General features: G+C 68.4%; 15 protein-coding genes and 1 pseudogene. 11 read left to right on the top strand and 5 right to left on the bottom strand.

Annotated elements, in window-relative coordinates; all coding sequences use genetic code 11:
* Positions 1-157 precede the first annotated feature (157 nt).
* Together OWM54_RS33260 and OWM54_RS43450 are read left to right on the top strand one after the other, a co-directional pair.
* A complete protein-coding gene (locus tag OWM54_RS33260) occupies positions 158-1,615 on the top strand; it encodes an FG-GAP repeat domain-containing protein (protein WP_267700075.1) in 1,458 nt (485 codons plus the stop codon).
* Between the two features lie 170 nt (positions 1,616-1,785).
* Positions 1,786-1,974: pseudogene (locus OWM54_RS43450) on the top strand (DUF6531 domain-containing protein); the annotation flags it as partial.
* 897 nt (positions 1,975-2,871) lie between these two features.
* Here OWM54_RS43450 and OWM54_RS33250 read toward each other — a convergent pair.
* Positions 2,872-3,663: a hypothetical protein gene (locus OWM54_RS33250; RefSeq protein WP_267700073.1), complete on the bottom strand. Its 792-nt coding sequence runs from the start codon at positions 3,661-3,663 to the stop codon at positions 2,872-2,874.
* A 223-nt stretch (positions 3,664-3,886) separates the two neighbouring features.
* Here OWM54_RS33250 and OWM54_RS43290 point away from each other — a divergent pair, with 223 nt between their 5' ends.
* The 4 genes from OWM54_RS43290 to OWM54_RS33225 all read left to right on the top strand — a co-directional run bounded on the left by OWM54_RS43290 (position 3,887) and on the right by OWM54_RS33225 (position 9,931).
* Positions 3,887-5,128, top strand: coding sequence for an RHS repeat domain-containing protein (locus OWM54_RS43290; protein WP_305070633.1), 1,242 nt, complete (start codon positions 3,887-3,889; stop codon positions 5,126-5,128).
* 163 nt (positions 5,129-5,291) lie between these two features.
* Entirely contained in the window at positions 5,292-7,088 is a 1,797-nt protein-coding gene (locus tag OWM54_RS33235) for a hypothetical protein (RefSeq protein ID WP_267700072.1), read from the top strand.
* A 28-nt stretch (positions 7,089-7,116) separates the two neighbouring features.
* Positions 7,117-8,247, top strand: coding sequence for a cysteine desulfurase family protein (locus OWM54_RS33230; protein ID WP_267700071.1), 1,131 nt, complete (start codon positions 7,117-7,119; stop codon positions 8,245-8,247).
* 100 nt (positions 8,248-8,347) lie between these two features.
* Positions 8,348-9,931: a hypothetical protein gene (locus OWM54_RS33225; RefSeq protein WP_223745413.1), complete on the top strand. Its 1,584-nt coding sequence runs from the start codon at positions 8,348-8,350 to the stop codon at positions 9,929-9,931.
* A 58-nt stretch (positions 9,932-9,989) separates the two neighbouring features.
* On the opposite strand, the gene OWM54_RS43285 is transcribed toward OWM54_RS33225, so the two are convergent.
* Positions 9,990-12,092 carry a S8 family peptidase gene (locus OWM54_RS43285; protein ID WP_324289159.1) on the bottom strand — a complete coding sequence of 701 codons (2,103 nt, stop codon included), beginning with the start codon at positions 12,090-12,092 and terminating at the stop codon, positions 9,990-9,992.
* A gap of 398 nt (positions 12,093-12,490) precedes the next feature.
* On the opposite strand from OWM54_RS43285, the gene OWM54_RS33215 reads away from it, so the two are divergent.
* Entirely contained in the window at positions 12,491-13,156 is a 666-nt protein-coding gene (locus OWM54_RS33215; protein ID WP_267700070.1) for a hypothetical protein, read from the top strand.
* A gap of 54 nt (positions 13,157-13,210) precedes the next feature.
* On the opposite strand, the gene OWM54_RS33210 is transcribed toward OWM54_RS33215, so the two are convergent.
* Positions 13,211-14,257 (bottom strand): type IV pilus twitching motility protein PilT, encoded by a 1,047-nt coding sequence (locus OWM54_RS33210; RefSeq protein ID WP_223745852.1) that lies wholly within the window; start codon positions 14,255-14,257, stop codon positions 13,211-13,213.
* Between the two features lie 212 nt (positions 14,258-14,469).
* Between OWM54_RS33210 and OWM54_RS33205 the strand changes: the two genes are divergently transcribed.
* Entirely contained in the window at positions 14,470-16,221 is a 1,752-nt protein-coding gene (locus OWM54_RS33205; protein WP_223745411.1) for an NBR1-Ig-like domain-containing protein, read from the top strand.
* 23 nt (positions 16,222-16,244) lie between these two features.
* Here the strand turns inward: OWM54_RS33205 and OWM54_RS33200 are convergent, their stop codons facing one another.
* Positions 16,245-16,979 (bottom strand): PaxA, encoded by a 735-nt coding sequence (locus tag OWM54_RS33200; RefSeq protein ID WP_223745410.1) that lies wholly within the window; start codon positions 16,977-16,979, stop codon positions 16,245-16,247.
* 200 nt (positions 16,980-17,179) lie between these two features.
* Here OWM54_RS33200 and OWM54_RS33195 point away from each other — a divergent pair, with 200 nt between their 5' ends.
* Together OWM54_RS33195 and OWM54_RS33190 are read left to right on the top strand one after the other, a co-directional pair.
* Positions 17,180-18,121 carry a hypothetical protein gene (locus tag OWM54_RS33195; protein ID WP_223745409.1) on the top strand — a complete coding sequence of 314 codons (942 nt, stop codon included), beginning with the start codon at positions 17,180-17,182 and terminating at the stop codon, positions 18,119-18,121.
* 29 nt (positions 18,122-18,150) lie between these two features.
* On the top strand, positions 18,151-20,955 hold the full coding sequence (locus OWM54_RS33190) for a TonB-dependent receptor (protein ID WP_267700069.1): 2,805 nt from the start codon (positions 18,151-18,153) through the stop codon (positions 20,953-20,955).
* Positions 20,956-21,493: 538 nt separating this feature from the next.
* Here the strand turns inward: OWM54_RS33190 and OWM54_RS33185 are convergent.
* Complete coding sequence (locus tag OWM54_RS33185) at positions 21,494-22,486, bottom strand: S1 family peptidase (RefSeq protein ID WP_267700068.1); 993 nt, start codon at positions 22,484-22,486, stop codon at positions 21,494-21,496.
* Positions 22,487-22,645: 159 nt separating this feature from the next.
* On the opposite strand from OWM54_RS33185, the gene OWM54_RS33180 reads away from it, so the two are divergent.
* A complete protein-coding gene (locus tag OWM54_RS33180) occupies positions 22,646-24,487 on the top strand; it encodes a bifunctional metallophosphatase/5'-nucleotidase (protein WP_267700067.1) in 1,842 nt (613 codons plus the stop codon).

The following is a 24,487-nucleotide window of genomic DNA, read 5'->3' as shown; positions in this document are numbered from 1 at the left end:
GGGCCTCGCCACAGCGGCCGAGGGTCGTGTGTCCCCGGAGGTGACAGCACGGGGCGCCCCTCGTTCCGCAATCCGAGTCCACGTCCCATGGCACATGGAGTGCTTCGTGTCGCGAGCCCCGCGCAACCCCGCGCGGGACTTCCCCTCGAGGCTCTTCATGCAAAGGTCCGCCCCTCCCCTGCTCAGGCTGTGCACGCTCGTGCTCGCGCTCGTGCTGCCCACGGTCTCCCACGCCGCGGTGGTGACGTTCTGCGCGGGAACGCTGGCGAACTCCGGCCAGAACTTCGTGAACTACAGCGGCACCTCGTCCGGGCTCGCGACGGGGATGTACCGGATGACCCTGTCACAGTCCGGCGCCTTCACCGTGCAGAACCTCCAGGCCTCCTGGAATGGCATCGCCGTGGGCGCCTTCCAGCCCATCTCCGGCTCGGCGACCGTGTCCCTGAGCGGCATCATCCCCTCCGGACTCGCGCCGGGCCAGAGCGTCACGGTGACGCTCTCCATCCAGAACATCATGGGCCAGCTCATCGACCAGAGCACCACCACGGTCGCCGTCAACGGCCAGAGCCCCGGCTGGAACAAGGTCTGGACGGCGACGAGCCAGGGCGGCGTCGCCGCCTATGCGAAGCACTATGTCGGTGACTTCGATGGCGACGGCACCGAGGACCTGCTCGGCGTGGACACCAATGGATGGATGACGATGTTCCACTACCGCAACGGCGACTGGCAGTGGGGCTGGAGCAACAACGGCTCCCCCAGCGCGGGCGGCGGCATCTACGACTATCGCAACAACCTGGTCATCGGTGACTTCGACGGGGACGGCAAGGACGAGGCCCTGGGAGTCGCCTCCTGGGTCACGCTGTTCCACTTCGACAACGGCACCTGGAACTGGGGCTGGAGCAGCTACGGCAGCACGTCCGACCAGCTCTTCGCCCACTCCAACGGGGGCGGTTACCTCGTCTCCGGCAACTTCGACCTGGCGGCTCCCGCCCAGAAGGATGAGCTTGTCGGCGTGAGCGCGAGCGGGTGGATCACCCTCTTCCGCCTCAACGCGGCGGGCACGGGCTGGGATTGGCTCTGGAGCACCCAGGGCAACACGGCGCATGGCATGTACGGCTACCGCCACCACCTGCGCAACGGCGGCGACACCAACGGTGACGGAAAGGAGGAGCTGCTGGGGCTCGCCAGCTGGGCGACGACCTTCCACTACGTCAACGGCGAATTCGCGTGGGGCTGGAGCACGTACGGCGCCAACCACATCGGTGGCGTGGGCTATCCGCAGGGCCCCCAGGACGCGCTCCTGACGGGCAACCTCGACTCCGTGGATGGACGGGACGAGTGGTTCTTCATCCAGGGGGGGCCGACGGCCTCCTGGGCCATCACCGAGGACTGGGCCGGCAGCGGCTTCTCCTGGAACTGGTCCAACCACAACTTCACCCCGGCCGCGCCCTTCATCGGTGACTGGCCGCTCGCGAACAATGGCGGCAGCAACGCCAGCTACCTGCTGGTCCGCGCCGTCGCCGGGCAGCCCAAGCACCTGGTCGCGCGCCGCACGTTCTGCGCCCACCGCGACATGCGCATGTACGTGATTTCCAACCCCTGGGCCAACTACTGAACCAGACGCGGGACACCTGGAGCCGGGGCCCATGCGGGCCCCGGCTTCGGCTTGTTGCCCCTCCGGCGAAAGACTCATCTCGACAGTCCCAGGCAGGGGGCCGCCTGGACAACGACAAGGGAAAGGAAGAATAGTCACCCGCAAAGGCAGTCGAACCTGCGCGAGGCCCCATGAGCGCCAGTGGACGCGTCTCGGTCGGACACCCTGTGGACGTCGCGTCAGGGGTTCTCTTCAACACCTGGCTCGACTTCGCCATCCCAGGCACGCTTCCGCTCGTCTTCGAGCGGTTCTATAGCACCGCGCTCATCACCCAGAGCGCCGAGGCGCCGCTGGGACCCGGGTGGCGCCATGGCTTCCAACACGAGCTCCGTCAGACATTGGAGGGGTTCGCCTATCTCGACCCGCAGGGGGTCGAACACCCGCTCGAGGACTCGAAAGGCAGCTTCGACACCTGTGGCAAGCTGCTCAGCCCTGCGCATCAGATGGAGCTGCGGGGCACCCGAGACGACCTGGAGCTCCAGCACTACGGCGGCCCGCATCCCCAGTGGGTCTTGCACTTCAGGCGCCGCCCCAAGTCCACGCGCTACCGATTGGAGTCCCTGGGGCTCAGTCCCCAGGCCCGATTGCGCTTCGAGTACAGCTCCACGGGCCCGCTCAAGCGGGTCATCCATGCACGCTCGGGTCGCGCGCTCCGCCTCGAATCCACCCCGCAGGGCCGCCTCGTGGCGGTCTGGTTCGAGGGGCCGCCCAAGGAGCTCGTCGCGCGCTACACCTACGACGCCCGCGGCAATCTCATCCAGGTGACCGACCGCATCGGCGTGGTGGCGGACTACGGCTATGACGCCCACCACCGGATGCTCTCGGAGGCCAAGGCCACGGGCGCCGTCTATACCTTCCGCCACGACGCCGAGGGGCGCTGCATCCAGGCCTCCGGCACGGACCGCTTCGAGGAGCGGCTGCTGAGTTACGCCCCGGCCCGCAGAGTCACCGACGTCTCGGACAGCCACGGCGAGCGGACCCGCTACGAGTACAACGAGGCCGGCCAGGTGACGAGCCTGCTCACGCCGCTGGGCACCCGCGCCGCCTATACCTTCGATGACCTCGGGCGACTGGTGGCCATCACGGACGTCCATGGGAACCGCAGCACCCTGCGTTATGACGAAGCGGGGCATCCCTGCGCCGCCTCCTATCCGGACGGGCGCGAGCTGTGTATCGAATACGATGACCGGCACCGCCCGGTGAAGTTCACGGACCACTCAGGCAAGTCCTGGCGCTATGCCCATGACGCGTGGGGATGCCTGGTGCACTCCATCAACCCGCTGGGTCATGAATGGCACTACGAATACAACGCCTCGTGCGAGCTGGTGCGCATCATCAACCCGCTCGGCGCGATGACCCAGCACCTCTGGGATTCCCACGGCAATCTCCAGCAGACCCTCGACCCGGATGGTCACGCCTGGTCCGCGGAGCATGACGGGTATGGGCGCCTCACGCGCCTGAGGGACCCTTCGGGTGGCACCTCGCGGACCACCTATGACCGAGCCGGGAATGTCGAGTCCTTCGAGGACCCGAACGGCCAGGTCGTCCACTTCGAGTACGACGCGGGAGGACGGCAGACGCTCAGCCGAGACGCCACCGGCAGGACCGCCCGACGACGCTACAACGCCTGCGGCCAGGTCATCGAAGCGGTCCAGGCGGACGGGACCCGGCTGCACTTCGAATGGGACACGGAGCCGGGTCGGCTTCTCTCCATCACCGACCCCCGTGGAAACCAGCTCCAGTGGTTCTACGACGTGCTGGGCCGCCCCATCGAGCGCCGCCACTGGGACGGCACCGTCATGAAGTATGAGTTCGATGCCGCGGGCAACCTCGTCGCGGTGGAGGACACCACGGGCAGCCGCGTCGAGTATGGCTATGACAGCTGGCACAACCTCGTGAAGCGCCGGATGCCGGACGGGGCGGAGACCGTCTACACGTACGACGCCAACTGCCTGCCCATCTGCATCCGGACCGACGAAGCCGAGCTTCACTTCGAGCGGGACCTCCATGGCCGGGTGACCGCTGAGATTCAGGCGGGGCAAACGGTCCGCAGCACCTTCGACGCCACGGGTCGACGCATCCGGCTGGAGTCCGACCTGGGGGCCCAGGCGAGGTTCGACTGGAGCCCTGGCGGACGCTGCACCTCCGTCCAACAGGCCCACAACACCCTGCGGTTCCATCACGACGCGCGAGGGCGGGAGGTCCGACGGGAGCTGCCCGGAGGAGGCGCCTATGAGCAGCGCCACGACGCCGGGGGGGCGTGTCCTGGAGCAATGGTACGTCGCCCCGAACAGCGGAGCCCGTCGCCCCGGGAGGACCACCGCGAGCCCCAGCGCCCCTGCCAGCGTGCACCGCAAGTACCACTATGGCCCCAGCGGCCACCTGGACTTCGTCGAGGACTCGATGCGGGGCTCCGCCCGCTTCGTGCACGACCTGCTGGGCCGCCTGCAGGCCGCCATCCCCACGCAGGGCCTCGCGGAGCTCTTCGAGTACGACGCGGGCGGCAATCGACGCCACACCGCGCGACTCCCCTCGGCGCGGCTGAAGGACCCCGAGTCGATGCTGGTGCGGGGCTCCCTGGGGCCGGACACCCTGGACCTGGCGGAGCTGCACGCCCAGGGCGCCCAGGTGGAGGAGCGGCTCACCGCCCAGGGCAACCGCACGCTCCACTTGAGCAGGCCCGGAGAACACCTCCGCTACGAATACGACGCGCAGGGCCGGCTCGCGCGCAAGCACGTCGACCAGGACTCAGCGGAAGGCACCGCGACCTGGACCTATGAGTGGAACGCGCTGGGGCAGTTGCGCGGCGTCGTCCGACCCGATGGTGAACGCTGGAGCTACGACTACGACGCCATGGGACGGCGGGTCGCGAAGCATGGGCCCCGAGGAACCCACCGCTATGTCTGGGATGACGCCCGGCTGCTCCACGAAGTCACCCCGAGCCAGCAGCGGGTGACCTTCCTCACCCATCCCGAGCAGGCGACCCCGTTGTTGAGGGCGGATGACACCGCCACGTTCTACGCCCTGCACGATGCCTTGGGCAGCACGAGCGAGTGGGTGACCGAGGACGGCAGCCTCGCCTGGAGCGCCCGCCGCGGAAGCTGGGGCGAGCCCCTGGAGGAGACCTTCGATGGAGCCCCCGGCTTCCCGGGGCAGAGCTACGACGCCGAATCCGGTCTCTATTACAACTTCGCGCGCTATTACGACCCCGTCCTCGGCCGATACATCAGCCCGGACCCCATCGGGGTGCTGGGAGGATTCAACGACTACGCCTACGTCCCCAGTCCCGTCGAGTGGATGGATGTCCTTGGTCTCTACACGACCGGTGGTCCCTTCCAATGGAGTCCCGCCGCGACCTCCGGCTCCGGCGCGCCGGACCTGCTCGGCCAGGGGCAGCGCTATGTCATCAATCCGGCGACCGGAAACAGGCATTCCGAAAGCCAGCGCCGAAGCCTTCTCACGATGGCTGGATGAGGTCTGTCCGCTCCACCAAAGCACCCGCGCGCCCTGCGTCCTGGAAGCAGACGCGCCCGCGCGCGTGAAGGCCCTCTGGGAGGCCACGGGTTGGAGCACCGCCACCGGAGGCGGCGGCACTGTGCCCGTGTCCATACGGCCGGAGCGGGAAGCAGGCCTCGCCGTGGCCCGGCCCGTGTTCGAGCGCTGGTTCGACAACGCCCGGACCCGCGCCAGTTGGGGATTGAAGGCCGACGAGGGGCCGCCCTGGAGCAGGCTGCCCCGCAAGCTTCGCATCGTCTATGCCTTCACCTCGGCCCTCGCCTATGCGGACGAGACCTCCGACGCCGAAGACCCTCCTGTCTTCGAAGTGCGACCGGAGTCACCCACGCCGGTGATGTCGTGCCCCAGCTATGTGGATGCCGTGGTCCATGCCACCATCCTGAGGGTGATGTCGCTGCGCAGGGCCCTGGTGCTGCCCGGTCCCCCGTTGAAAGGACCCGCCCCCTTCGCACCGCTCTTCACCGGCCTCTGGGAGCTGGGCGATGGCGTCTGGGGATTGGGCCACGACCCACGCCACCTCCACGGCAAGCCGCCGCCTCCCCAGGCCTTGACGAACTTCGTCTTCCGCTCGTTCGCCCACTACGTCGACTTCGCCCTCTCGGTGCCCACGGAGCAGCTCCCCACCCTGGGCCCTCCCGGCTCCGGCTTCACCTTCATGACAGACGGAGGCAAGGAGCTGGAGCCCGAGCACCCCACCCTGCCAGGACTGCGAGCCTTCACCTCCCAGTCGTCCCCGCGGGAAGCGCCGCGCCATCATGCCTTCGGCATCATCGACGGGATGCATGTCTGGATATCCCGGCATCCCCCCTCCCCCACGCTCAGCGTGCTCGTGGAGGCGCAACACGGCCCCCAGATGCTGGAATGGCTCAAGGCCCACAAGGCTCGTGTCCGGCAGAAGGTTGCTCCGAACAAGGACCCCTGGGCGGGCCCCCCACCTGAAGCACCCGCGCCCTCCACACGGGCCCCTCGGAGCAAGCGCCCCGCGAAGGCCCCTGCCGTCTCTGAGGAGGCCCTGACCATCCGTCAGGAGGCGACCGGGTTGCACCAACTGCTCGCCACCCGGCTGAAGGACTTCGCGTCGTCTCGCAGGGACGTGGAGCTGGGCGACAAGGAGCCCGCCACGCTCCGCGCCTTCTGGGAACCGGTGGGCTGGTCTCCGCTCTTCGCCGGGTTCCTCGGTGAGCCGGAGCTCGCCAAGGGCCGCAAGGAAGTGAAGCGGCTGCTGACCGAGTACCGCGCCTGGAGCGACACGTTCCGGCTCGACCTCGAGGACCTCCCCAGACAGTTCCGGCTCGCCTACGAAGACCCTCAGGGCGTCGGCTTCGCCATCACCGACGAGTCGACCCATCCCGAGCGGCCCTCCATGCTCGGAATCTCGGCGGACCGGGGCACGCTGGAGCCCAGCACCCCTGACTACCTGAGCTGGGCGGGCACGCAGCTGCTCTCCCTGGCCTTCTCCGACTGGCTTCACACGACCTGGCGGAGCAAGCCTTCACCGGACCAGTTGCCAGGGGCCACCCAGCCTTTTCCCAGACTGTCTCCCGGCACCCTCCAGCTCACCGAGGACGTGTGGGCCCTCCCCTCCGAGGCCTGGTCCCAGCGTCCCGGGGAGCGACTGGTCTTCCGGACCTTCGACGCGCTCATCCCTTGGATGACCCACGCCCAGGGGCTTCAATCCCTCTCATTCGAGCCACTCCCTGGCGACAGCATCCCGCTCCGCACGAGCCCGGGTGCCAGGGAGCTTCCCGCGACGGTGAAGCACCTGCCCGGCCTGGAACCGGGACGGTCCTACCGCGCGGGCGCATGGGAAGACATGAACATCCTCCTCGAATCGAAGGGGGCCACCGTCCGACTGGCGACCTCGCCTCGTGACCATGAGCGCCTGTCCATCCTCGTGAAGGAGCGCGGCTGGCGTTGACGGCGGGGCGGCGCGATAGAGTCACGGCATGACGTACCTGGACCACGCGGCCTCCACGCCCGTGTATGAAGCCGCACTGGAAGCCATGCTGAGCGCGATGCGCGAGGGCGCAAGCAACCCCTCCTCCGTGCACGCGGCGGGACGCAAGGCCCGCGCCGCGCTGGACCAGGCCCGCATCGAGGTGTCCAGCTACCTGGGCTGCCTCCACGCCGAGCTGCGGTGGGAAGCCAGCGGCTCGGCCGCGCTGGGACGCGCCTTGCGCTCGGCCCTGTCCCTCTGCTCGGGCCCCCTCGTCTCCAGTCGCCTGGAGCACCCCGCCGTACGTAACGTCGTCGAGGAAGCCGAGTCCTCCGGCCGTGAGGTGCGCTGGCTGTCCCAGCCGGGCGGAAGCCTGACGCCCACCGTCGCCGCTCCGCTGCTCGAGGGCGCCGCCGTGGTGGCCCTGTCCGCGATGAACCAGGAGCTGGGCACCGCCCCCGACCTCGCGCCGCTGCTGGCGCTGGCTCCCAGCGCCTGGTGGGTGGTGGACGCGGTGCAGGCGGCGGCCTGGAGAGACCTCCGCCCCCTGCTCGCGCCTCGCGTCTTCCTCGCCTGCGCCTCCCAGAAGCTCGGAGGACCTCCGGGTGTCGCGGTGCTGCGCGTGCCTCGCGAGCTGGCCTTCGCTCCCGCGGGCCGACGCGAGCCGCGCTTCCCCGAAGCCCCCGGGACACCGCCCTGGATTGCCGCCATCGGCATGGGCGCGGCCTGCCGCGTCCGCGCCCCTGCCCTGCGCGAAGGACTGCCGCGAGCGAGGGCCCAGGCGGAGCGGCTGCTCGCGGGGCTCCAGCGAAGCTGCCCGGACCTCGTCCACAACACGGGGCCCGACTGGGTGGGCCCCATCCTGGATGTCTCGGTGCCTGGCGTGGAGGCACGCAGGATGGAGACCGCGCTCGACCTGCGCGGCCTGTGCGTGGCGAGGACCTCCGCGTGTCAGCAGGCGCGCGTGGTGGCCTCTCCCGTGGTGGCCGCCGCGTTCCCCGGGGCGCCATGGCGCGCGGACTCCGCCCTGCGCTTCAGCCTGGGACTCCAGACCTCCGAGGAGGACCTCGACGCCGCGCTGGAGGCCTGGAGCTCGGCCCTGTCGGAGCTCCGCCCCGCGACGTCCACCGGGAGCACATGAAGTCCCGCACGCGCCGGTGAGGGGAATTCCGGGCCAGCTCCGTTCAGGGACAAGGGACGAGCCCATTCCGGGCACCTTCCCCGAGAAGGAGCTTCCGTCCATGTCGCCGATTCCATCCCGGCGTCTCGCGCTCGTGTGTCTCTCGTTGGTGGCCGCCACGGCCTGCATGACCGGCCCGCACAACGGCACCACCACCGGGGACCCGGTGATTGGCGAGACCTTCCGGTTCGAGGGCTACTACCCCGAACCCAACATCCCCATCTCGCTCCAGGTCATGAACAATCCAGGCCTGGACCCGACCCTGGACTCCAACTGGACCCAGTTCGCCACGGCGACGACGGTCACCACCCCCACCTCGTTCAACAGCACCGACCCGCTCTTCCACTGGAGCGTCACCGCCGCGCCGGTGCCGCACATCGGCTTCTCGCTGCGCTGGTCCACCGGCGGCCTGGTGAAGGTGCGCGCGGTGGCCAAGGACCCCGACGGCGACACCACGCTCTACACCTTCGACGACATCACCTACCCGGACTGCTTCGCCGCCAACGTCAACGAGCCCTGGAACGTGCTCGGCACCGAGTGCCAGGGCGTGGGCCTCAACCGCTCCGCGCTGGTCTCCACCCGCAACAGCCCCGTCGACGCGGCCCCGGGCGCGCGCACGGTGTTCCTGGGCAAGAAGCAGAGCAACCTCCCGAGCGCGGCCGCGGAGGAGGCGGAGACGCTGCAGTACTACGCGCAGATCCAGGCGCCCGCGACGCTCGCCGCCTTCCGCACGAAGTTCGGCTTCCCCAACAGCGAGGTCACCGCGACCTACTACAACGACGGTGACCTGGGGATTGGCCGGGAGATGCACTGCCGCTCCTTCCCCGTGCCGTCGCAGCCCAATGGCGTCGCCTGCTACGTGAGCAACTACGCCGAGCAGCTCAACGGCGTGCCCGTCTTCGGCGGCAGCTCCGCCATCGCGCTCGCGGACGCGGTGAGCCGGACGAACGAGTTCGCCACCGTGGCCATGGTCTTCACCCCGCCCGCGAACACCGCCAACAGCGTCCAGTTCATGGTGTACGACGCCCAGGGCGCGCTGGCCCCCAAGGCGCAGCTCGACAACGCGGCCGACAACACCTTCGTGCCCGGCAACTGCCTGACGTGCCATGGCATCCGGGCGACGTACAACCCGGTCAACAACTCCGTGTCCGGCCAGGCGAAGTTCCTGCCCTTCGACGTCTTCAGCTTCCGGTACTCCAACGCCCCGGGCTTCACCTACGCCGAGCAGGCCAACGCGCTGCGCTCCCTCAACGACCTCATCACCAGGACCTCGCCCACGGCGGCCATCACCGACTTCATCACCGGCATGTACGCACCCAAGGCGGTGAGCGACGTGACGGCGATGGCCAATGACACCTACGTGCCCCCTCAGTGGAAGCAGACGAAGCAGAAGGGACTGGCGCTCTACAACGGCGTCGTGAAGCCCTACTGCCGCACCTGCCACATGTCCGCCGGGGACGGCAGCGCGTTCCTCGACCAGGCCGTCTTCGAGGCCTACGCGCCCATCATCAAGACGGAGGTCTGCGGCTCGGGCACCACGCGCACCATGCCCCAGGCGGAGCACGTGATGCGCAAGTTCTGGAAGAGCGGCGCGCGCGCCTACCTCGACCTGGGCCTGGACCTGCAATCCCACTGCAGGCCGTAGCGCCCACACGCCCCGCTCCGGAAGGCACCGTCCCTCCGGAGCGGAGGTGTCACAGGGACTACGGCCCCGTCAGCCGGCTGAAGGTGAACGACGGGCGGTTCCACGTCCCACCCGGGAAGCTCAGCGATAGGGACGAGGACACGGCGCCGGGCGCTCCCACCGAGCCGGAGACGGAGAGCGTGCCCACGGGGATGGACGACGTGGACGGCGTGCCGCCGCAGCCCGGGCAGAGGTTCGTGCCGGTGACATATGTCAGCGGGAACGACAGCGTCGTATACGGGCTGGTCGCCACGCCCTGCACCCACACGGGCGTGCTGCCCTGATAGACGGTGACGTTGGCGAAGTGGGTGTTGCCCATGCTGTGGACCGTGGCGCCCCAGCCGGACTCGGTCGCCTGGTACCAGGCCCCCGTCAGGTTCATCACCGGCGTGCCGCTGGCGAACGCGAAGAACTGCACCGGCTCGCTGCCCGACAGCGCCCCCAGGCTCCAGTGGAAGGTCCACGCTCCGGCGCTGTGCGTGAAGCGCATGCCGCCGACCGTCGACAGCGTCGCGCTCGAGCCATTCCACGACGCGCGCAGCAAAGCTCCCCGCCACTCCCCGGGCTCGGCCTGCAGGTGGCTCACGTACCAGATGGGGGTGCCCGAGGCGGTGTACGTGTACCAGGTGACGTAGAGCGCATCGGGCGCGGTGTGCTGGATGTCCAGCCCGTTGCCCGGGCGCGAGGCGTTGTACCAGGTGCCCTGCTGGGGGCGCGGCGGCAGGTTCGTGTAGACGGCCGCGGCCGCGTTGATGAGGCCGGAGCCGCAGTGGGAGCCACAGCCCGGAACCAGCGTCGCCGTGCTCCTGAGGCGCGCGGCGACCTGCGCGGGGGTCATGGACGGCTTCTGCGACAGGATGAGCGCCGCGAGGCCCGCCACGTGCGGCGCCGCCATGGACGTCCCGCTCAGGTAGCGGTGGCAGTAATCCCCTGTCAGCAGCGCGCCGTGCGGCTTGCCGATGGCCCAGGGCGCGACAATCTGGTCCGTGCCCGAGTACGGGTCCCACGTGTTCGGGTCATTGGCGGGACAGCCGATGCCCTCGCCGAAGAAGCCGGAGCTGGCGGTGCCGCCCGGCGCCATCAGGTCCACCCGGGAGCCCCCGTTGCTCCACGCCGCCCGCGTGTTCGTCTTCGTGGTGGCGCCCACGGCGAGCACGCCGTTGCAGGAGGCCGGCGTGACGTTCGCGGCCTGGAAGCCCTGCACGCCGTCATTGCCCGCGGCGGCCACCACCACCACGTTCCTGGAGACGGCGTAGCTCACCGCGCTCTGGATGTCGGGATAGTTCGAGCAGGGATAGATGGCGGAGGGATTGCCGGCGTCATACGCCGTGCCGAAGCTCATGTTGATGACGCGCGCGCCGTGGTCCGCCGCGTACCGGATGGCCTCGTCCACGGTGGCCAGGGTGACGCCGTTGCCCGTGTTGGAGACCTTGACGGGCATGAGCTGACAGCCCCAGCAGATGCCCGCCCCGCCCACGCCGTTGTTCGCGCGCGCCGCGAGGATGCCCGCCACGTGGACGCCGTGGTGGTAGGTGTTCGTGTCGTAGGGGTCCGCGTCCCCCTCGCCGAAGTCATAGCCCGGGGTCCACGCGCCCTGCAGGTCGGGGTGGTCCAGCCGGCCCGTGTCCAGCACGGCGATCTTCACGTTGCCCGTGACGGTGTTCCACGCCGAGGGCAGGCCGATGGCCGGGGCGTTCCACTGCAGCGGGTAGAGCGGGTCCGACGGCGTGGCGAAGAACTCCAGGTACAGGTTCTCGTGCGCGTACTCCACGCCCGGGTCCTCGCGCAGCGCGGCGATGGCCTCCAGCGTGCGCGCCTCCTCCTCCGCGATGGACGCCGCCGGGCGCCCCGCCTCCGGCTCCAATGACATCACCACCGCGCCACTCGAGAGCGCCTGGACGTGCGTGGAGCGGAACCCTCGCACGGTGGGGAGCGCGTCACCGGAGAGGCCCCGGACCGAGTCCTTTAGCTTCACGATGGCCTGCCCCGGGACGAAGCGTCGCTTCGCGGCGCTCGGAGCCGGCGGCGCCTCCGGGGGCGCGGCGGGTTCGGCGCCACAGGCGCTCCACAAGAGGGATGTCAGCACCAGCGGGACAAGACACACGCGTGCCAGGTTCGTCACTCGACCTCCACTGAGAGGGGATGGAAGAGACACCAAGCCAGACGGACACGACGTGGGTCAACCCCGCGCCAGGGTGGAAATCCTTATCATCCAGAGCAGGGCCCCTCACCCCGAACGGGGCATGGCACGTCCCAGGTCGCGTCCAATCACAGCCATCCGACCATCCCTCAAGTCGCGCCCCCCGAGGGGCGGCGCCCCGGTCAAGCCGTGCTTCGGCGTGAGGCCTCCCGGGTCTGTTCCACGGCGGCCAGGAGCGCCACCTTCGATACGGCGAGGAGACACACCGTCACCTCGGAACCCGGGAGAACATGCATCCAGCACCTTGTCGCGGCACCGGTTCTCTCGCAGGCTGAGCCACGCAATACCCATCTTCAGACACCCTCCAAGGAGCAGCGGCGATGAACGTTCGCGGTTCGATGTGGATTCTGGGTTGTGGCATCCTGCTCTCATGCGGGGCTCCGATGCAGGACGAGGAAGCGGAACCGCTCGCCACGCGGAGAGGGGGGCTGTCCCAGGTCTTCACCCAGCAGGTGGACTTCACCGCGGCCACCGGGGCCACCTTGCTGCCATTCCCCGTGAATGCGTTCGACGCGTACCCCGACCATCCGTCGGGCGCCGCCTCCAGTTGCGTGCGGACGCCGCCGGGGGTCGACCTGCCGTGGGGCGCCAGCGCGCCCACCGTCAACGTCCTGGCGCCCCGCGCCAGCACGAACAACTGGCTCTGCTTCGTCGGGCCCGGCTGGAACCACAACAACACCAACCCCCTCCCCGTGAAGCCCACCCTCATCGTCAACGGCGAGGACGACTTCGAGCTGGCCTTCCTCAGGCCCGTCTCGGCGGTGGGACTGGAGCTGCTCACCAACCATCGGGCGGTGCACAAGGTGACGTTGACCTTCACGGACGCCACCCAGGAGGTCATCGAGGACGCGGCCCTCGACACGAACACCCACACCTTCGAGTTCGTGGGCTTCCAGTCGAGCAAGCCCATCCGGTCCCTCTTCGTCGACACGACGGGTGGCGCCTCCGAGAACGAAGGCATCGCCGCCATCTGGACCGCGCCCTGAGGTCCACTCCAGCGCCCGGAGCCACCCCGCTCCGGGCGCTGCCGCGCACGGCCGTCAATCGAACTCGAGCGCCCGCTGGAAGTCGGCGGGGTTGGAGGCCGCGCTCTGCGCCGTCTCCAGGGTGATGATGCCCTCGCGGTACAGCTGCGTCAGGTGCTGGTCGAAGGACTGCATGCCGAACATGTCGCGGCCCTTCTCGATGACATCCTTGAGCTCGCTGGCGCGGTCATCCCGGATGTACTGCTCCACCGTCTTGGTCTGCACCATGATCTCCAGCGCCACCGTGCGGCCCTTGCCGCTGGCGCGGGGCAACAGGCGCTGGGAGATGGTGCCCTTGAGGCAGTCCGCCAGGCGCATGCGCACCATGGTCTGCTCCTCGGCGGGGAACACCGACACCAGGCGGTTGATGGTGCGCGAGGCGTCCGTGGTGTGCACCGTGGAGAGCACCAGGTGGCCCGTCTCCGAGGCCTTCAGCGCGATGTCGATGGTCTCCGTGTCGCGCATCTCGCCCACCAGGATGACGTCCGGGTCCTGGCGCAGCGCCGCGCGCAGGGCGATGGCGAAGCCCTTGGTGTCCGGGCCGATCTCCCGCTGGGAGATGGAGGACTTGATGTTCTTGTAGATGAACTCGATGGGGTCCTCGATGGTGAGGACGTGCAGGTTCTCCGTGCGGTTGATGTGGTCGATCATCGACGCCAGCGTGGAGCTCTTGCCCGAGCCCGTCGCGCCCGTCACCAGCACCAGCCCGCGCTCGTTGCCTGCGATCTTCTTGAGCACCTGCGGCAGGCCCAGCCCGTCGATGGTGGGAATCTCATCCGGGATGATGCGCAGGATGCACGCCAGCGAGCCGCGCTGCCGGTAGATGTTGACGCGGAAGCGCGCGACCCCCGGGAGGCTGTACGAGGCGTCGCACTCCTGCAACTGGTCGATCTGCGGCTTGATGGCCGGGTCGGAGATGACGTGGATGGCCACCTGGCGGGTGTGGTCCGCGTGGAGCTTCTCCATCTTCAGCGGGCGCAACACGCCGTTCACCCGGTAGATGGGCGGGTCGCCGGGCCTGAAGTGGATGTCCGAAGCGCCGTTCTGTACGCCAACCGTCAGGAGCTTGTTCAGTGTTGCCAGGTCCAGGTGAAGACCTCTCGGATGTGGAAGGCTTTGACTCTAGGCGAACCCGCAAACCTTGCCCACGGTGGGCATCGGTGCGCGCCAGACGCCCTTGTCAGCGCTGACCCGCCTGGGTTGGGGAAGATTTCAAGGCCTCGCCCTTCCCGAATGATGACCCAGACACCCCGCCCTCCCCTGGAGCCCCTCGCATGAGAAGCCTTCAACGCCTCACTTCACCTGCCCTCGTGGCGGGCCTCCTCCTGCTCAAAGCCACGCCCGTGCTCGCCCAATCCCTGCACTCCGAGCGCGGAGGACTCCACACCAGTCCGCTCGCCCATCGCGCATCCCTCACCGCGACGACGCTGGACCCGCTGCGCTCGCTGGCCATCTCCGACCACGCCACCGTGTCGCCCATCACCGCGCGCCGCGTGTTCGAGCAGCTGGTGCGGCAGGCCGGGGGTACGGGCTTCACCGCGGAGCAGCTCTTCCGCCAGCTCTGGGACACGCAGAACCCCGCGCCCGGCCAGCCGGACCTTCCCGGAGGTCCCCATTGCTCCGACGACGGGAACACCGTCAACGGCGCGCCCTATCCCTGCCGGACCCTCGAGGGCACCGAGGCGAGCACCACGACGGCCGCGCTCGACCGGTATGTGCTCGTGGGCCTCTTCAACCGCTTCGACCTGGCCCCGGTGGACGGCGCCCACTGCGGCGAGTACCGCATGTCCTTCGCGCGGTTCGTCCCGGCCCCGCAGGTGCGCTCCCGCAACCGCTTCATCCTGGAGGGCGCGCTCCCCAATCCCTCACCCGAGCTGGGGCTGGAGGGTTGCCGTCCGGTAGCCCAGGCGTGGGCAGCACTCTCCACCCTGGAGGACGCCGCCGAGCGGCGGGCGCTCTTGGACGCGCTCTTCTTCGAGGGCCTGGCCCCGGGAATCCCGCCCGTCATCCACCCCCAACACTATGGGGACAACCCCGCGGGCCTCGGGCAGGTGCGCGTCAACATGTTCATGCAGGCGGGCATCGGCGCGCCCAACCCGTGGATGCTGCGCGAGTTCAAGCTGAAGCGGCAGTGCGACGCCACGGGCTGCACCTTGCGATTCCTCCCCACCACGGTGAAGTCGACGCCCCGGGGAGACTTCTTCAACCTCCAGAATACCCACCCCCTCGCGGTGGCCTTCCGGGACTTCTTCGTCACCCAGGTGGAGGCCCTCGCGGTGGATGACTTCAACCGCTTCAACTACGCCGTCCCGGACGTCTTCAACGCCGCGCAGAGCAGCTCCATGCCGTCCTTCGGCAGCGTGGACGACTTCCTCGCCGAGTTCGACAAGACCGCCGCGCCCACCCCTTTCACCGACGCGCTCCAGGCCGAGCTGCTGCGCATCGGCAGCCCGCTGACGCCCCGTCACCTGGTGGCCCGCGCCCAGGCGCTGTCCTGCGGCGGCTGCCACGACCTCAGCCGGGGCACGGAGCTGGGGGGAGCCCCGGGCGTCTTCCCTCTCGCCTTCCTGCGCTTCGTCCAGACACAGGACATCCTGTCCCCACTGCCGACGCCCGGACCGGACTCGCACTACCCCCTGTCCCCGTCCCTGACGACGGCCTTCCTCCCCTTCCGCCAGCAATTGCTCGGCGCCTTCCTGGACACGCCCGCGCTGGACGCACGCGTCGTCACCACCGAAGGGGCGCTCGAGGTCCAGGCCGGCCAGCCGTTCCAGGGAACGGTGACGCTGGAGAACACCGGCACCACGGCCTGGAGCGACCGCGGCGGCTTGCGCGCCACGTCGCTCGACCAGACCGCGGACCTGGGACTCTCCCCGGGGGAAGCCATCCACCTGGGGCAGCGGAAGACGTTCGTCTTCACTCACACCGCGCCGACGTCACCGGGACGCACCACCTACCGCTGGAGGCTGCACCGCGACGGTCAGGCCTTCGGCCCACCGCTGTCCTTCACGGTCGACGTCCCCTGAGGCCCGCGCCAGGGGCCCCGCGCCTACTGGATGGTGATGGGGATGTTGTAGAGGAAGCACACGGGGACCTTCTGGGGCTTGTACTCCCAGCCCGACTTGAGCCCCTTGATGATGTCCTCATCCGCGCCGGGCACGGACTTCACCGGCGTAACCTCATAGACGCTGCCATTGGTGGCCACGCAGACCTTGTAGATGCCCTGCAGCGTCTGCCCCCGGTGGCCCTGCTTGAAGACCTCCGACAGGCGCGGCGCCGTCTGCCGCACCACGTCCCGCTGGATGACGAAGGGCGGGACGTTCTTGGGCTTCACCGGCTCGGCCGGCCCCGTGCCACCCACGGCACCGCCCACGACGCCGCCCACCACCCCACCCACCACGCCTCCGGCGACACCGCCCTCCACCCCACCCTCCACGCCGCCTTCCTCTGGCGCCGCGGGCTCCGGCTCGGGCTCCGGCTCCACCTCGACCGGCTTCTGCTCGACAACGGGTTTGACCTCAACCGGTTGACGCAGCTCCGTCTTGGGCTTCTTCACCTCCGTGCGGGGCGTCGTCTTGCGCGCCGCGGGGGGCGGAGGAGGCGGAGGGGGCGGAGGAGGGGCCTTGACGAGGTTGAGCACCACGTCGATGGGCTCCTCCGTCTCGAGGACCATGGGCTTCACGAACAACACCAGCGCGGCCACGACTCCGACGTGGACCGCGACGGAGAAGGCGGCGAAGCCGAGGATGCGTGAGGAATGAGGGTCGGTCTGCTGCGCGAACATGCCGGGGCACGCCTTACCACAAGCCCGACAAGAGTCGTCGGGATGTAATCCTGCTGCATCAGCAGAATCGTGTGAGTGTCATGGAGACGGCACGCAACTGATACCTCTGGACCGGCCACTCGTGCTAGAGGGCCGCCACCTCGTCCCCATCCCCAGAGGTATTTTCCGTGCAGACAAAAATGAAGTGCGCGCTCGGGCTCGTGGCAGCCCTGAGTGTGTCCTGTGGTGAGTCGACCGATGAGGTCGGCGACCGTTACCAGGGCGTCATCGATGCCTCGACGCTCGACACCAAGTTCCGGCCGACCAGCGGCAACTACCGGCCCACGACGGCCCGGGTGCGGGGCACCAACGTGCCCTTCTACAACCTGGGACAGGTCGCCACCGAGCGCAAGGACGACCGGGGCGTCATCACCAACGCGGGCGTCCCCGTGGACGCGGACGGCCGGCCGTACGTGCCCGCCGCGCGCGCGGTGAACACCTCCTATGAGTTCGCCGAGGGCTGTGTCACCGGCAAGGCGGACTTCGACGTCCGCACCGACAACTACCCGGAGACGGTGCAGTGGCCCGTCTTCACGAACCTGCCGCTGACCGTCACGGGCAACACGACGCCGCCGGTGGTCCCGCTGGTGAAGGTGACGCGCTGGAACGGCACGTCCTCCGAGCAGTGCAACGCCATCAAGGACGCGGCCTCCCTCACCAAGGGGAACTTCGGCGGCGGCGCGGGCGACACGACGATTGCGCTGCGCGCCATCATCGACGTGTCCGCGAACCTCAACCCGCTGCGCGCCGACTCCGCCTTCACGTCCCAGGGCGGCTGGTACCGCGGCCTGCAGCTGGCGTACCTGGACGGCGGCGAAATCCCCGTGGATGACCAGGGCAACCTGAAGGTGATGGACGGCGTGCTGGTGAGCCCGCCGACGGGCGCGCCCACGTCGGAGACGCCCGTGTACCTGTTCTCCGCGCTCCCGGGCGAGGAGGGCTGGTCCCCGGTGGTGCGCCTGCGCACCTTCACCGCGACCACCGCGAAGCCCGCCTCCAGCTACACCGGCCTGTGCACGGACGTGTGCGCTGAGACGGAGCTGAACATCAGCACCCTCACCCGGTACTCCGGCGTGCTCTTCGCCGTCGGGAGCTCCCTGTGAGCGCCCCTTCCCCTGTCCCGAGCCCCTCCATGAAGACGCTTGTTTGCCGTGCCGGTGGCGCGCTCGCGCTGCTGCTGCTCGCGCTGGTCGCGAGCCTCCCTTCCCCCGCGCTCGCCGCCGGCCAGAACTACGGCCGCATGGCCGGCTATGTGTATGACCCGACGGGCGCGCCGCTCGCCGAGGTGCCGCTCACCGTGACGGGCCCCGCGCTGCAGCAGCCCCAGTCGCGCACCAGCGGCGAGGACGGCCGCTTCGAGTTCGACACCCTGCCCCCGGGCGAGGGCTACGTCCTCGAGGTGAACGTCCCGGGCTTCGCCCCCATCAAGAAGGCGGGCATCACCGTCCTGCTGGGCCAGGCGACGCAGGTGGACGTGAAGCTGGAGGTGTTCACCGAGCAGGCGGCGGTGGCCACCTACGAAATCGTGGAGAAGGTCAACCCCATCATCAACCCGGACTCCGCGCAGATGGGCGCGGTGATGACGGCGGAGAAGGCGGCCACCTCGCCCGTCTTCACCCAGGTGCAGGCCATGCCGCAGCTGGTCGCCGGCGTGGGCAACGGCAACGCGCCCAGCCTGCGCGCCGGCCTGTCGCGCTACGGCAAGTTCTTCATCGACGGCATGGACACGTCCGACGTGGTGGACGGCAGCATCAGCTCCCCGATGAGCTTCTACGCGGTGGAGAACTTCGAGGTCATGACCGGCGGTCTGGACGCGCAGTACAACTCGCTGGGCCTCATCCAGAACGTCGTCAGCAAGAGCGGCTCCAACAAGTTCACCTACGACGTGACGATGATTCTGTCGCCGGCGTGGGCCAACGCGAAGTACCGGGGCGCGGCCAACCAGAACCCCAACGTGGCCAACTACACCCAGAACGAGGTGCCGCTCTCCGAGACGGCCTTCTACAGCCCGCTGGTGGGCGTGGGCGGCCCCATCATCAAGGACAAGCTGTGGTTCTACGTCTCCGGTCAGTGGAACTTCTCCAAGCGTGACACGCCGCTGGGCGAGGAGAGCCGCACGTCCGACACCCAGACGCGCCTGGCCCGCCTGAAGCTCACCTGGCAGCCCACGACGAAGGACCGCCTGTCCCTGGCGTTCAACTACGACAACAACACCATCACCAACCAGGTCTCCACCACGTTCGTGACGCCGGAGGCGGAGACGCAGGTCGACCGCGGCGGCTTCTTCGCCATCGTCAACTACGACCGCAACATCTCCGACAACGTCCTCTTCCAGCTCCAGACGGGCCTCACCTACAAGGACATCTGGAACGGGCCGATGAACGAGGACTCGCAGGACATCGCCCACATCTACAACAGCACCACGTACCGCAACGCCGGCGCGCTGCGCAACGAGGTGGGCAACCTGGTCACCGAGAAGCGCATGCGCTACCAGTTCGACCCGACGCTGCTCTTCAAGGTGAAGAACCACCAGATGAAGGCGGGCTTCCAGTTGAGCTACCTGAGCGGCGACAAGACGGCGCAGGTGATTGGCAACCAGCGCTTCAACGACCGCAACGGCGAGTGCAACCCGGACGACCCGGAGACGTTCGCCTTCTGCAACGAGCGCATCGACTTCTACAACAGCGAGGGCGTGCGCGGCCCGCTGACCACCGAGGCCGGGACGCTCATCTCCGGCGCGTTCGTGCAGGACCGCTGGAACGTCAACCGCTACCTGACGCTGGTGGCGGGTCTGCGCGCCGACGTGGGCCGGCTGTACGGTGACAACAACCAGTTCATCACCAACCTGGTGGGCATCGGCCCGCGTCTGTCCGCGACGGTGGACCCGTTCGGCAACCGCACCACGCTCATCAAGGCGCACTACGGCCGCTCCAACGAAGTGGGCGACGTGTTCATCGCGCAGCACGCCAACCCGGAGCTGCTCCAGGTGCGCTCCACGTTCGCCAACGGCGCGTTCGCGGACTGTACGCCGGACACCGTGGGCAACCCGCAGTGCAGCGTGGCGGGCGGGGCGTCGGGCCGCTTCTTCGACAAGACCAACCACACGCCGCCGCACGTGGACGAGCTGGCGCTCGGCCTGCACCACGCCATCAACGAGGGCGCGGTCATCGGCATGGACCTCACCTACCGCAAGTACTCCAACATGTGGGTGGACGAGGAGGTCAACCGCATCTGGGACCCGTCCGGCACGCGCGTGGTGGACTATGTGGATAAGGTGCCCCACACCATCGTGAAGATCCACAACCCGGACGACGCGTGGCGCGACTACCGCGGCATGGACCTGTGGGCGCAGGGCCGCACGGGTCCGTGGGACCTGCTGGCGAGCTACACCCTGGGGTTCAGCAACGGCACGGTGGGTGACTACTTCGACGGCTACGGCGCCAACCCGCGCTTCAAGCACTTCTTCGAGGGCCCGTCCCCCGAGGACATCCGCCACACGCTCAAGGGCGCCATCGGGTACACCACCCAGTTCGGCCTCGATTTTGGTGTGCGCTTCAACTACCGCACGGGCGCGCCCATGTGGATGTTCCAGGAAGGCTCCGTGGACCGTCAGCGCGTGGTGCGCTCGGACCGCGGCACCGGTCACTCGTACAACACCAGCACGGGCATCCCGGACTTCAATGACCCGGCGGCCATCTCCGAGCTGCGTCAGCCGAGCCAGTTCCTGTTCGACGTCCAGGCCCGGTATGACCTGAACCGCGTCATCAAGACGAAGGAGACGAAGATGGAGCTCACGCTCATCTTCTTCAACGTCCTCAACAACAGCGACGTGACCTTCGTGCAGGAGCAGTGGCGCGCCAGCAACAACCGCTTCGGCACGGCGACCAGCCGCCGCAGCCCGATGCAGGCTGAGCTGCTGTTGCGAGTTCGCAACTAGCTGTGCGGCCCACGCTCCCGGCGGGATGAAACGCCGGGAGCCGTGACAAGCTCGTCATCCCCATTCGCCACGACAAACAGCGCTCGGCTCACTTCGGCCTTAAAGCCCACCGGCACTGAACCGGAGGGGAGCAAATCATCGGTCAAGGCAAGCTCCTCTGACGATAGGCGATGCGCCATGCCGAGCACACCGTGCGCATCCGCTGCGATTTGCCGCTGGCTGTGTTTACCTACACGACCGAAGCTCCCGAGAGGCCTGTCCGTAGAGGGTCGACCGGAGTCGGCAACTGCGCACACCCGCTTGTCGCACCGTCGATAAACTGGCCAGACCAGTTCAAGTCACAACCTCGACAACTCGCTCGGATTGCGCAGGGACAGCCTCTCTTGAGACACCTCCACCTTCTAATACGAGGTGGAGGTAGGTACCCACCTGCCCGGCGCCGTCAACGCCTAAAGCGACCCCGCCGGTGTGCACCTTGGTCCGGTGCTAGAACCCTCAACACGCCGACATCCCCCTGACGAGCGACTCCAACCAGAGCCTACATACAATCCATACAGTCCCACGGCTCCCCATTGTAGTACTGACAGATGCCGTCTCCGCAGTACCCGCAGTCCACGTCGCATGAGCCTCCGCGCTCCGGAAGTTCGCAGTTGCCGTTCCCACAGACAGCGCAATCGCTACTGCAGGTGACTTCCTCATTCGTTTCGCACACGAGGTTGCCGCAGACCGGCAGACAATCAATGGAACAGCCCAAGTTGTCCTCGCCAGCATCGCAGTAGCCATCGCCGCAGATAGTCTGTCCGCACCACCGGATGGAATTGTCCGAAGCGCTTCCACGTATCCAGGAATAGGCGACGTCGACGCGGGTGGCCACATCATCGCTTCCGCCCGACGAGGTCAGTCGATGGCTGTGCACACCAATGAGGCAGTTGCCCCAGAACGCCGGCCCGCCAGAATCGCCCTGACAGATGCGTGCGGAGGCATTGTCCCACTTGATGTTGAGCGAATCCACATCATCGATCTCGTTCCAACCCTGGCGTTTGACACCGTAACCGACGCTGGTGCCCCACTGGGTGCATCCAAAGCCAACGATGTTGATGGGCAAACCAGCGAATGGAGCACTGGTGGCAATGGGACTCGGGCGAATGCCGCTGGCGGCTTGGAAGTCAGAGGCCAGCCGCAGCACCGAGACATCATTCGAAAAGTTGTTCGAGTTGAAGTTGGGGTGAAAAGCGTAAGTGCCGTCCATGCAGGTGCCGTTGCTGCAAAAGCTCCCGGGTTGGTTCTGGCTATCAACACAATGTGCTGCAGTGAGAACCGTGCGACGACCAATGAGTGTTCCGGTACAGCCGGATGGAAAGACCAAGCCTACAGAGGGGTGACCATCATCGATGGTCCCATTGATGATTTCCGTTGACTGCGACAACAGCCGGTCGTCCTCGCTGGATGACTGATGCTCCGGCTGCACACCACCGCATCCGCCGAGCACCATCGCGACTACTGCCGTGAACATCGCTGGCTTCAGATTCATATTTCTTTGAACTCCCATGAGGAAAGGGATGCGGACTCCAATTGCAGACCGCGACTATTCCATGAACTCCTCGACCATTCTGACAATGCGGCTGTAGCCGTTCAAGCTGCCGTGCGTGCAGGCATTGAACTCCATGGTGCCGTTGGTCTAGAGGGAGGTGTGACCTCCACCATCCGTTCGCTTGCCCTCGGGCTGTTGTCCTCCGCTCTCCTCGCCGCCTGCGCCTCTAAGGCCCCCGTCCCGGAGGCCGCTTTCGCGGCGCCGTCGCCCACGAGCCCGAGCCAGGCCACGGTCGCGCCCGAGCCGGTGCGCCTGAGCGTGGTGGGCACCAATGACTTGCACGGCTGGGTGATGCCGTCGCGCGGGAGCCTGGCGGACGGCACGGCCGTGGAGCAGGGAGGGCTCGCCACGTTCGCGGGCTACCTGTCCATCCTGCGCGCCGAGAACCCGGACGGGGTGCTGCTGCTGGACGGCGGCGACCTGTTCCAGGGCACGCTCGCGTCCAACCTGACCGAGGGCGCGGTGGTCATCGACGCGATGAACACGCTCGGGTACGTGGCCTCCGCGCTGGGCAACCACGAGTTCGACTACGGCCCGGTGGGGCCGCGCTCGGTGGCGATGGAGGGGGATGACCCGTTCGGCGCGCTCAAGGCGCGCATCACCCAGGCGCGCTTCCCGATTCTCGGGGTGAACGTCACCGACGCGCAGACGGGCGTGAGCCCCACGTGGCTGGGGAACACGGGCACGCTGCTGGTGGAGCGGCGCGGGGTGAAGGTGGGCATCGTGGGGCTGGCGACGCCGCACACGCCGGAGGTCACCAACCCCGTGAATGTGGCGAGCCTGCGCTTCGCGCCGCTGGTCTCCTCAGCGCTCGCGGCGGCCAACGATTTGCGTGCGCGCGGGGCGGAGGTGGTCATCGCGATTGCGCACGCGGGCGCTGTGTGCAAACGGCAGGACGACCCTCGGGACATCTCGTCGTGCGACCGGGGCGACAGCGAAATCATCGAGATGCTGGAGGCCCTGCCGGAGGGCACGCTGGACGCGGTGGTGGCCGGGCACACCCATCAGCCGGTGGGGCACTTCGTGCGGGGCACGCCGGTCATCGAGACGTCGGGCCGGGGCCGGGCGTTCGGCCTGGTGGAGCTGTTCGTGGACCCGACGACGCGCAAGGTGCTGACCGAGCGCACCACGCTGCAGGGCTCCGTGCCGGTGTGCGAGCGGGTGGAGGCGACGCTCGGGACGTGCGACGAGCGCAAGTTGAAGGACCGCAACAAGGTGGAGCTGGTGCCGGCGACGTTCCGTGGGCAGCCGGTGGTGGCGGACGCGGCGCTGGGGACGCAGCTGGCCGGGGCGCTCGCGAAGGTGGAGGAGATGCAGAAGCGCCCGCTGGGCGTCAACGTGCCGGCGAAGCTGACGCGCGACTACGACGCGGAGAGCCCGCTGGGCAACGTGCTGGCGGACGCGCTGAACCAGCTGGGCATGACGGGCATCGCCGTCATCAACAGCGGCGGGCTGCGCGCGGACCTGCCCGCGGGCGAGCTGACGTACGGGGCCGTCTTCGAGGTGCTCCCGTTCGACAACACGCTCTCGGTCGTCACCCTCACCGGGGCCCAGCTGACGAAGCTCCTGGAGGGGGCCTACTCGCGCAAGGGAGGCACGCTCCAGGTGGCGGGGCTGAAGGTGAACCTGGAGCAGTGCAACGGCGTGACGCGGATGGTCTCCGTCACGAAGGCGAACGGGAAGCCCATCGAGCCCAACAAGCTCTTCCAGGTGGCCATGCCGGACTTCCTCGCGCGGGGTGGCAGTGGGATGGACGAGGTGCTCAAGACGCTGCCGCCCGGGAGCGTCAACCTGGGCGAGCAGCAGGCGCTGACGCTGCGCGACGCGCTCGTGGAGCACTGGAGGAAGCGGGGCAAGCCGCTGGTGGCGCCGACGCCCGGACGCATCCTGCGCAAGAGCGCGGCGGCGGACTGCGCCGTGAAGGCCTCGGGCCGGGACTGA

This window comes from Myxococcus sp. MISCRS1, from assembly GCF_026626605.1.
GTDB classification, from domain to species: domain Bacteria; phylum Myxococcota; class Myxococcia; order Myxococcales; family Myxococcaceae; genus Myxococcus; species Myxococcus fulvus.
This window is presented reverse-complemented; position numbering and strand designations above follow the sequence as displayed.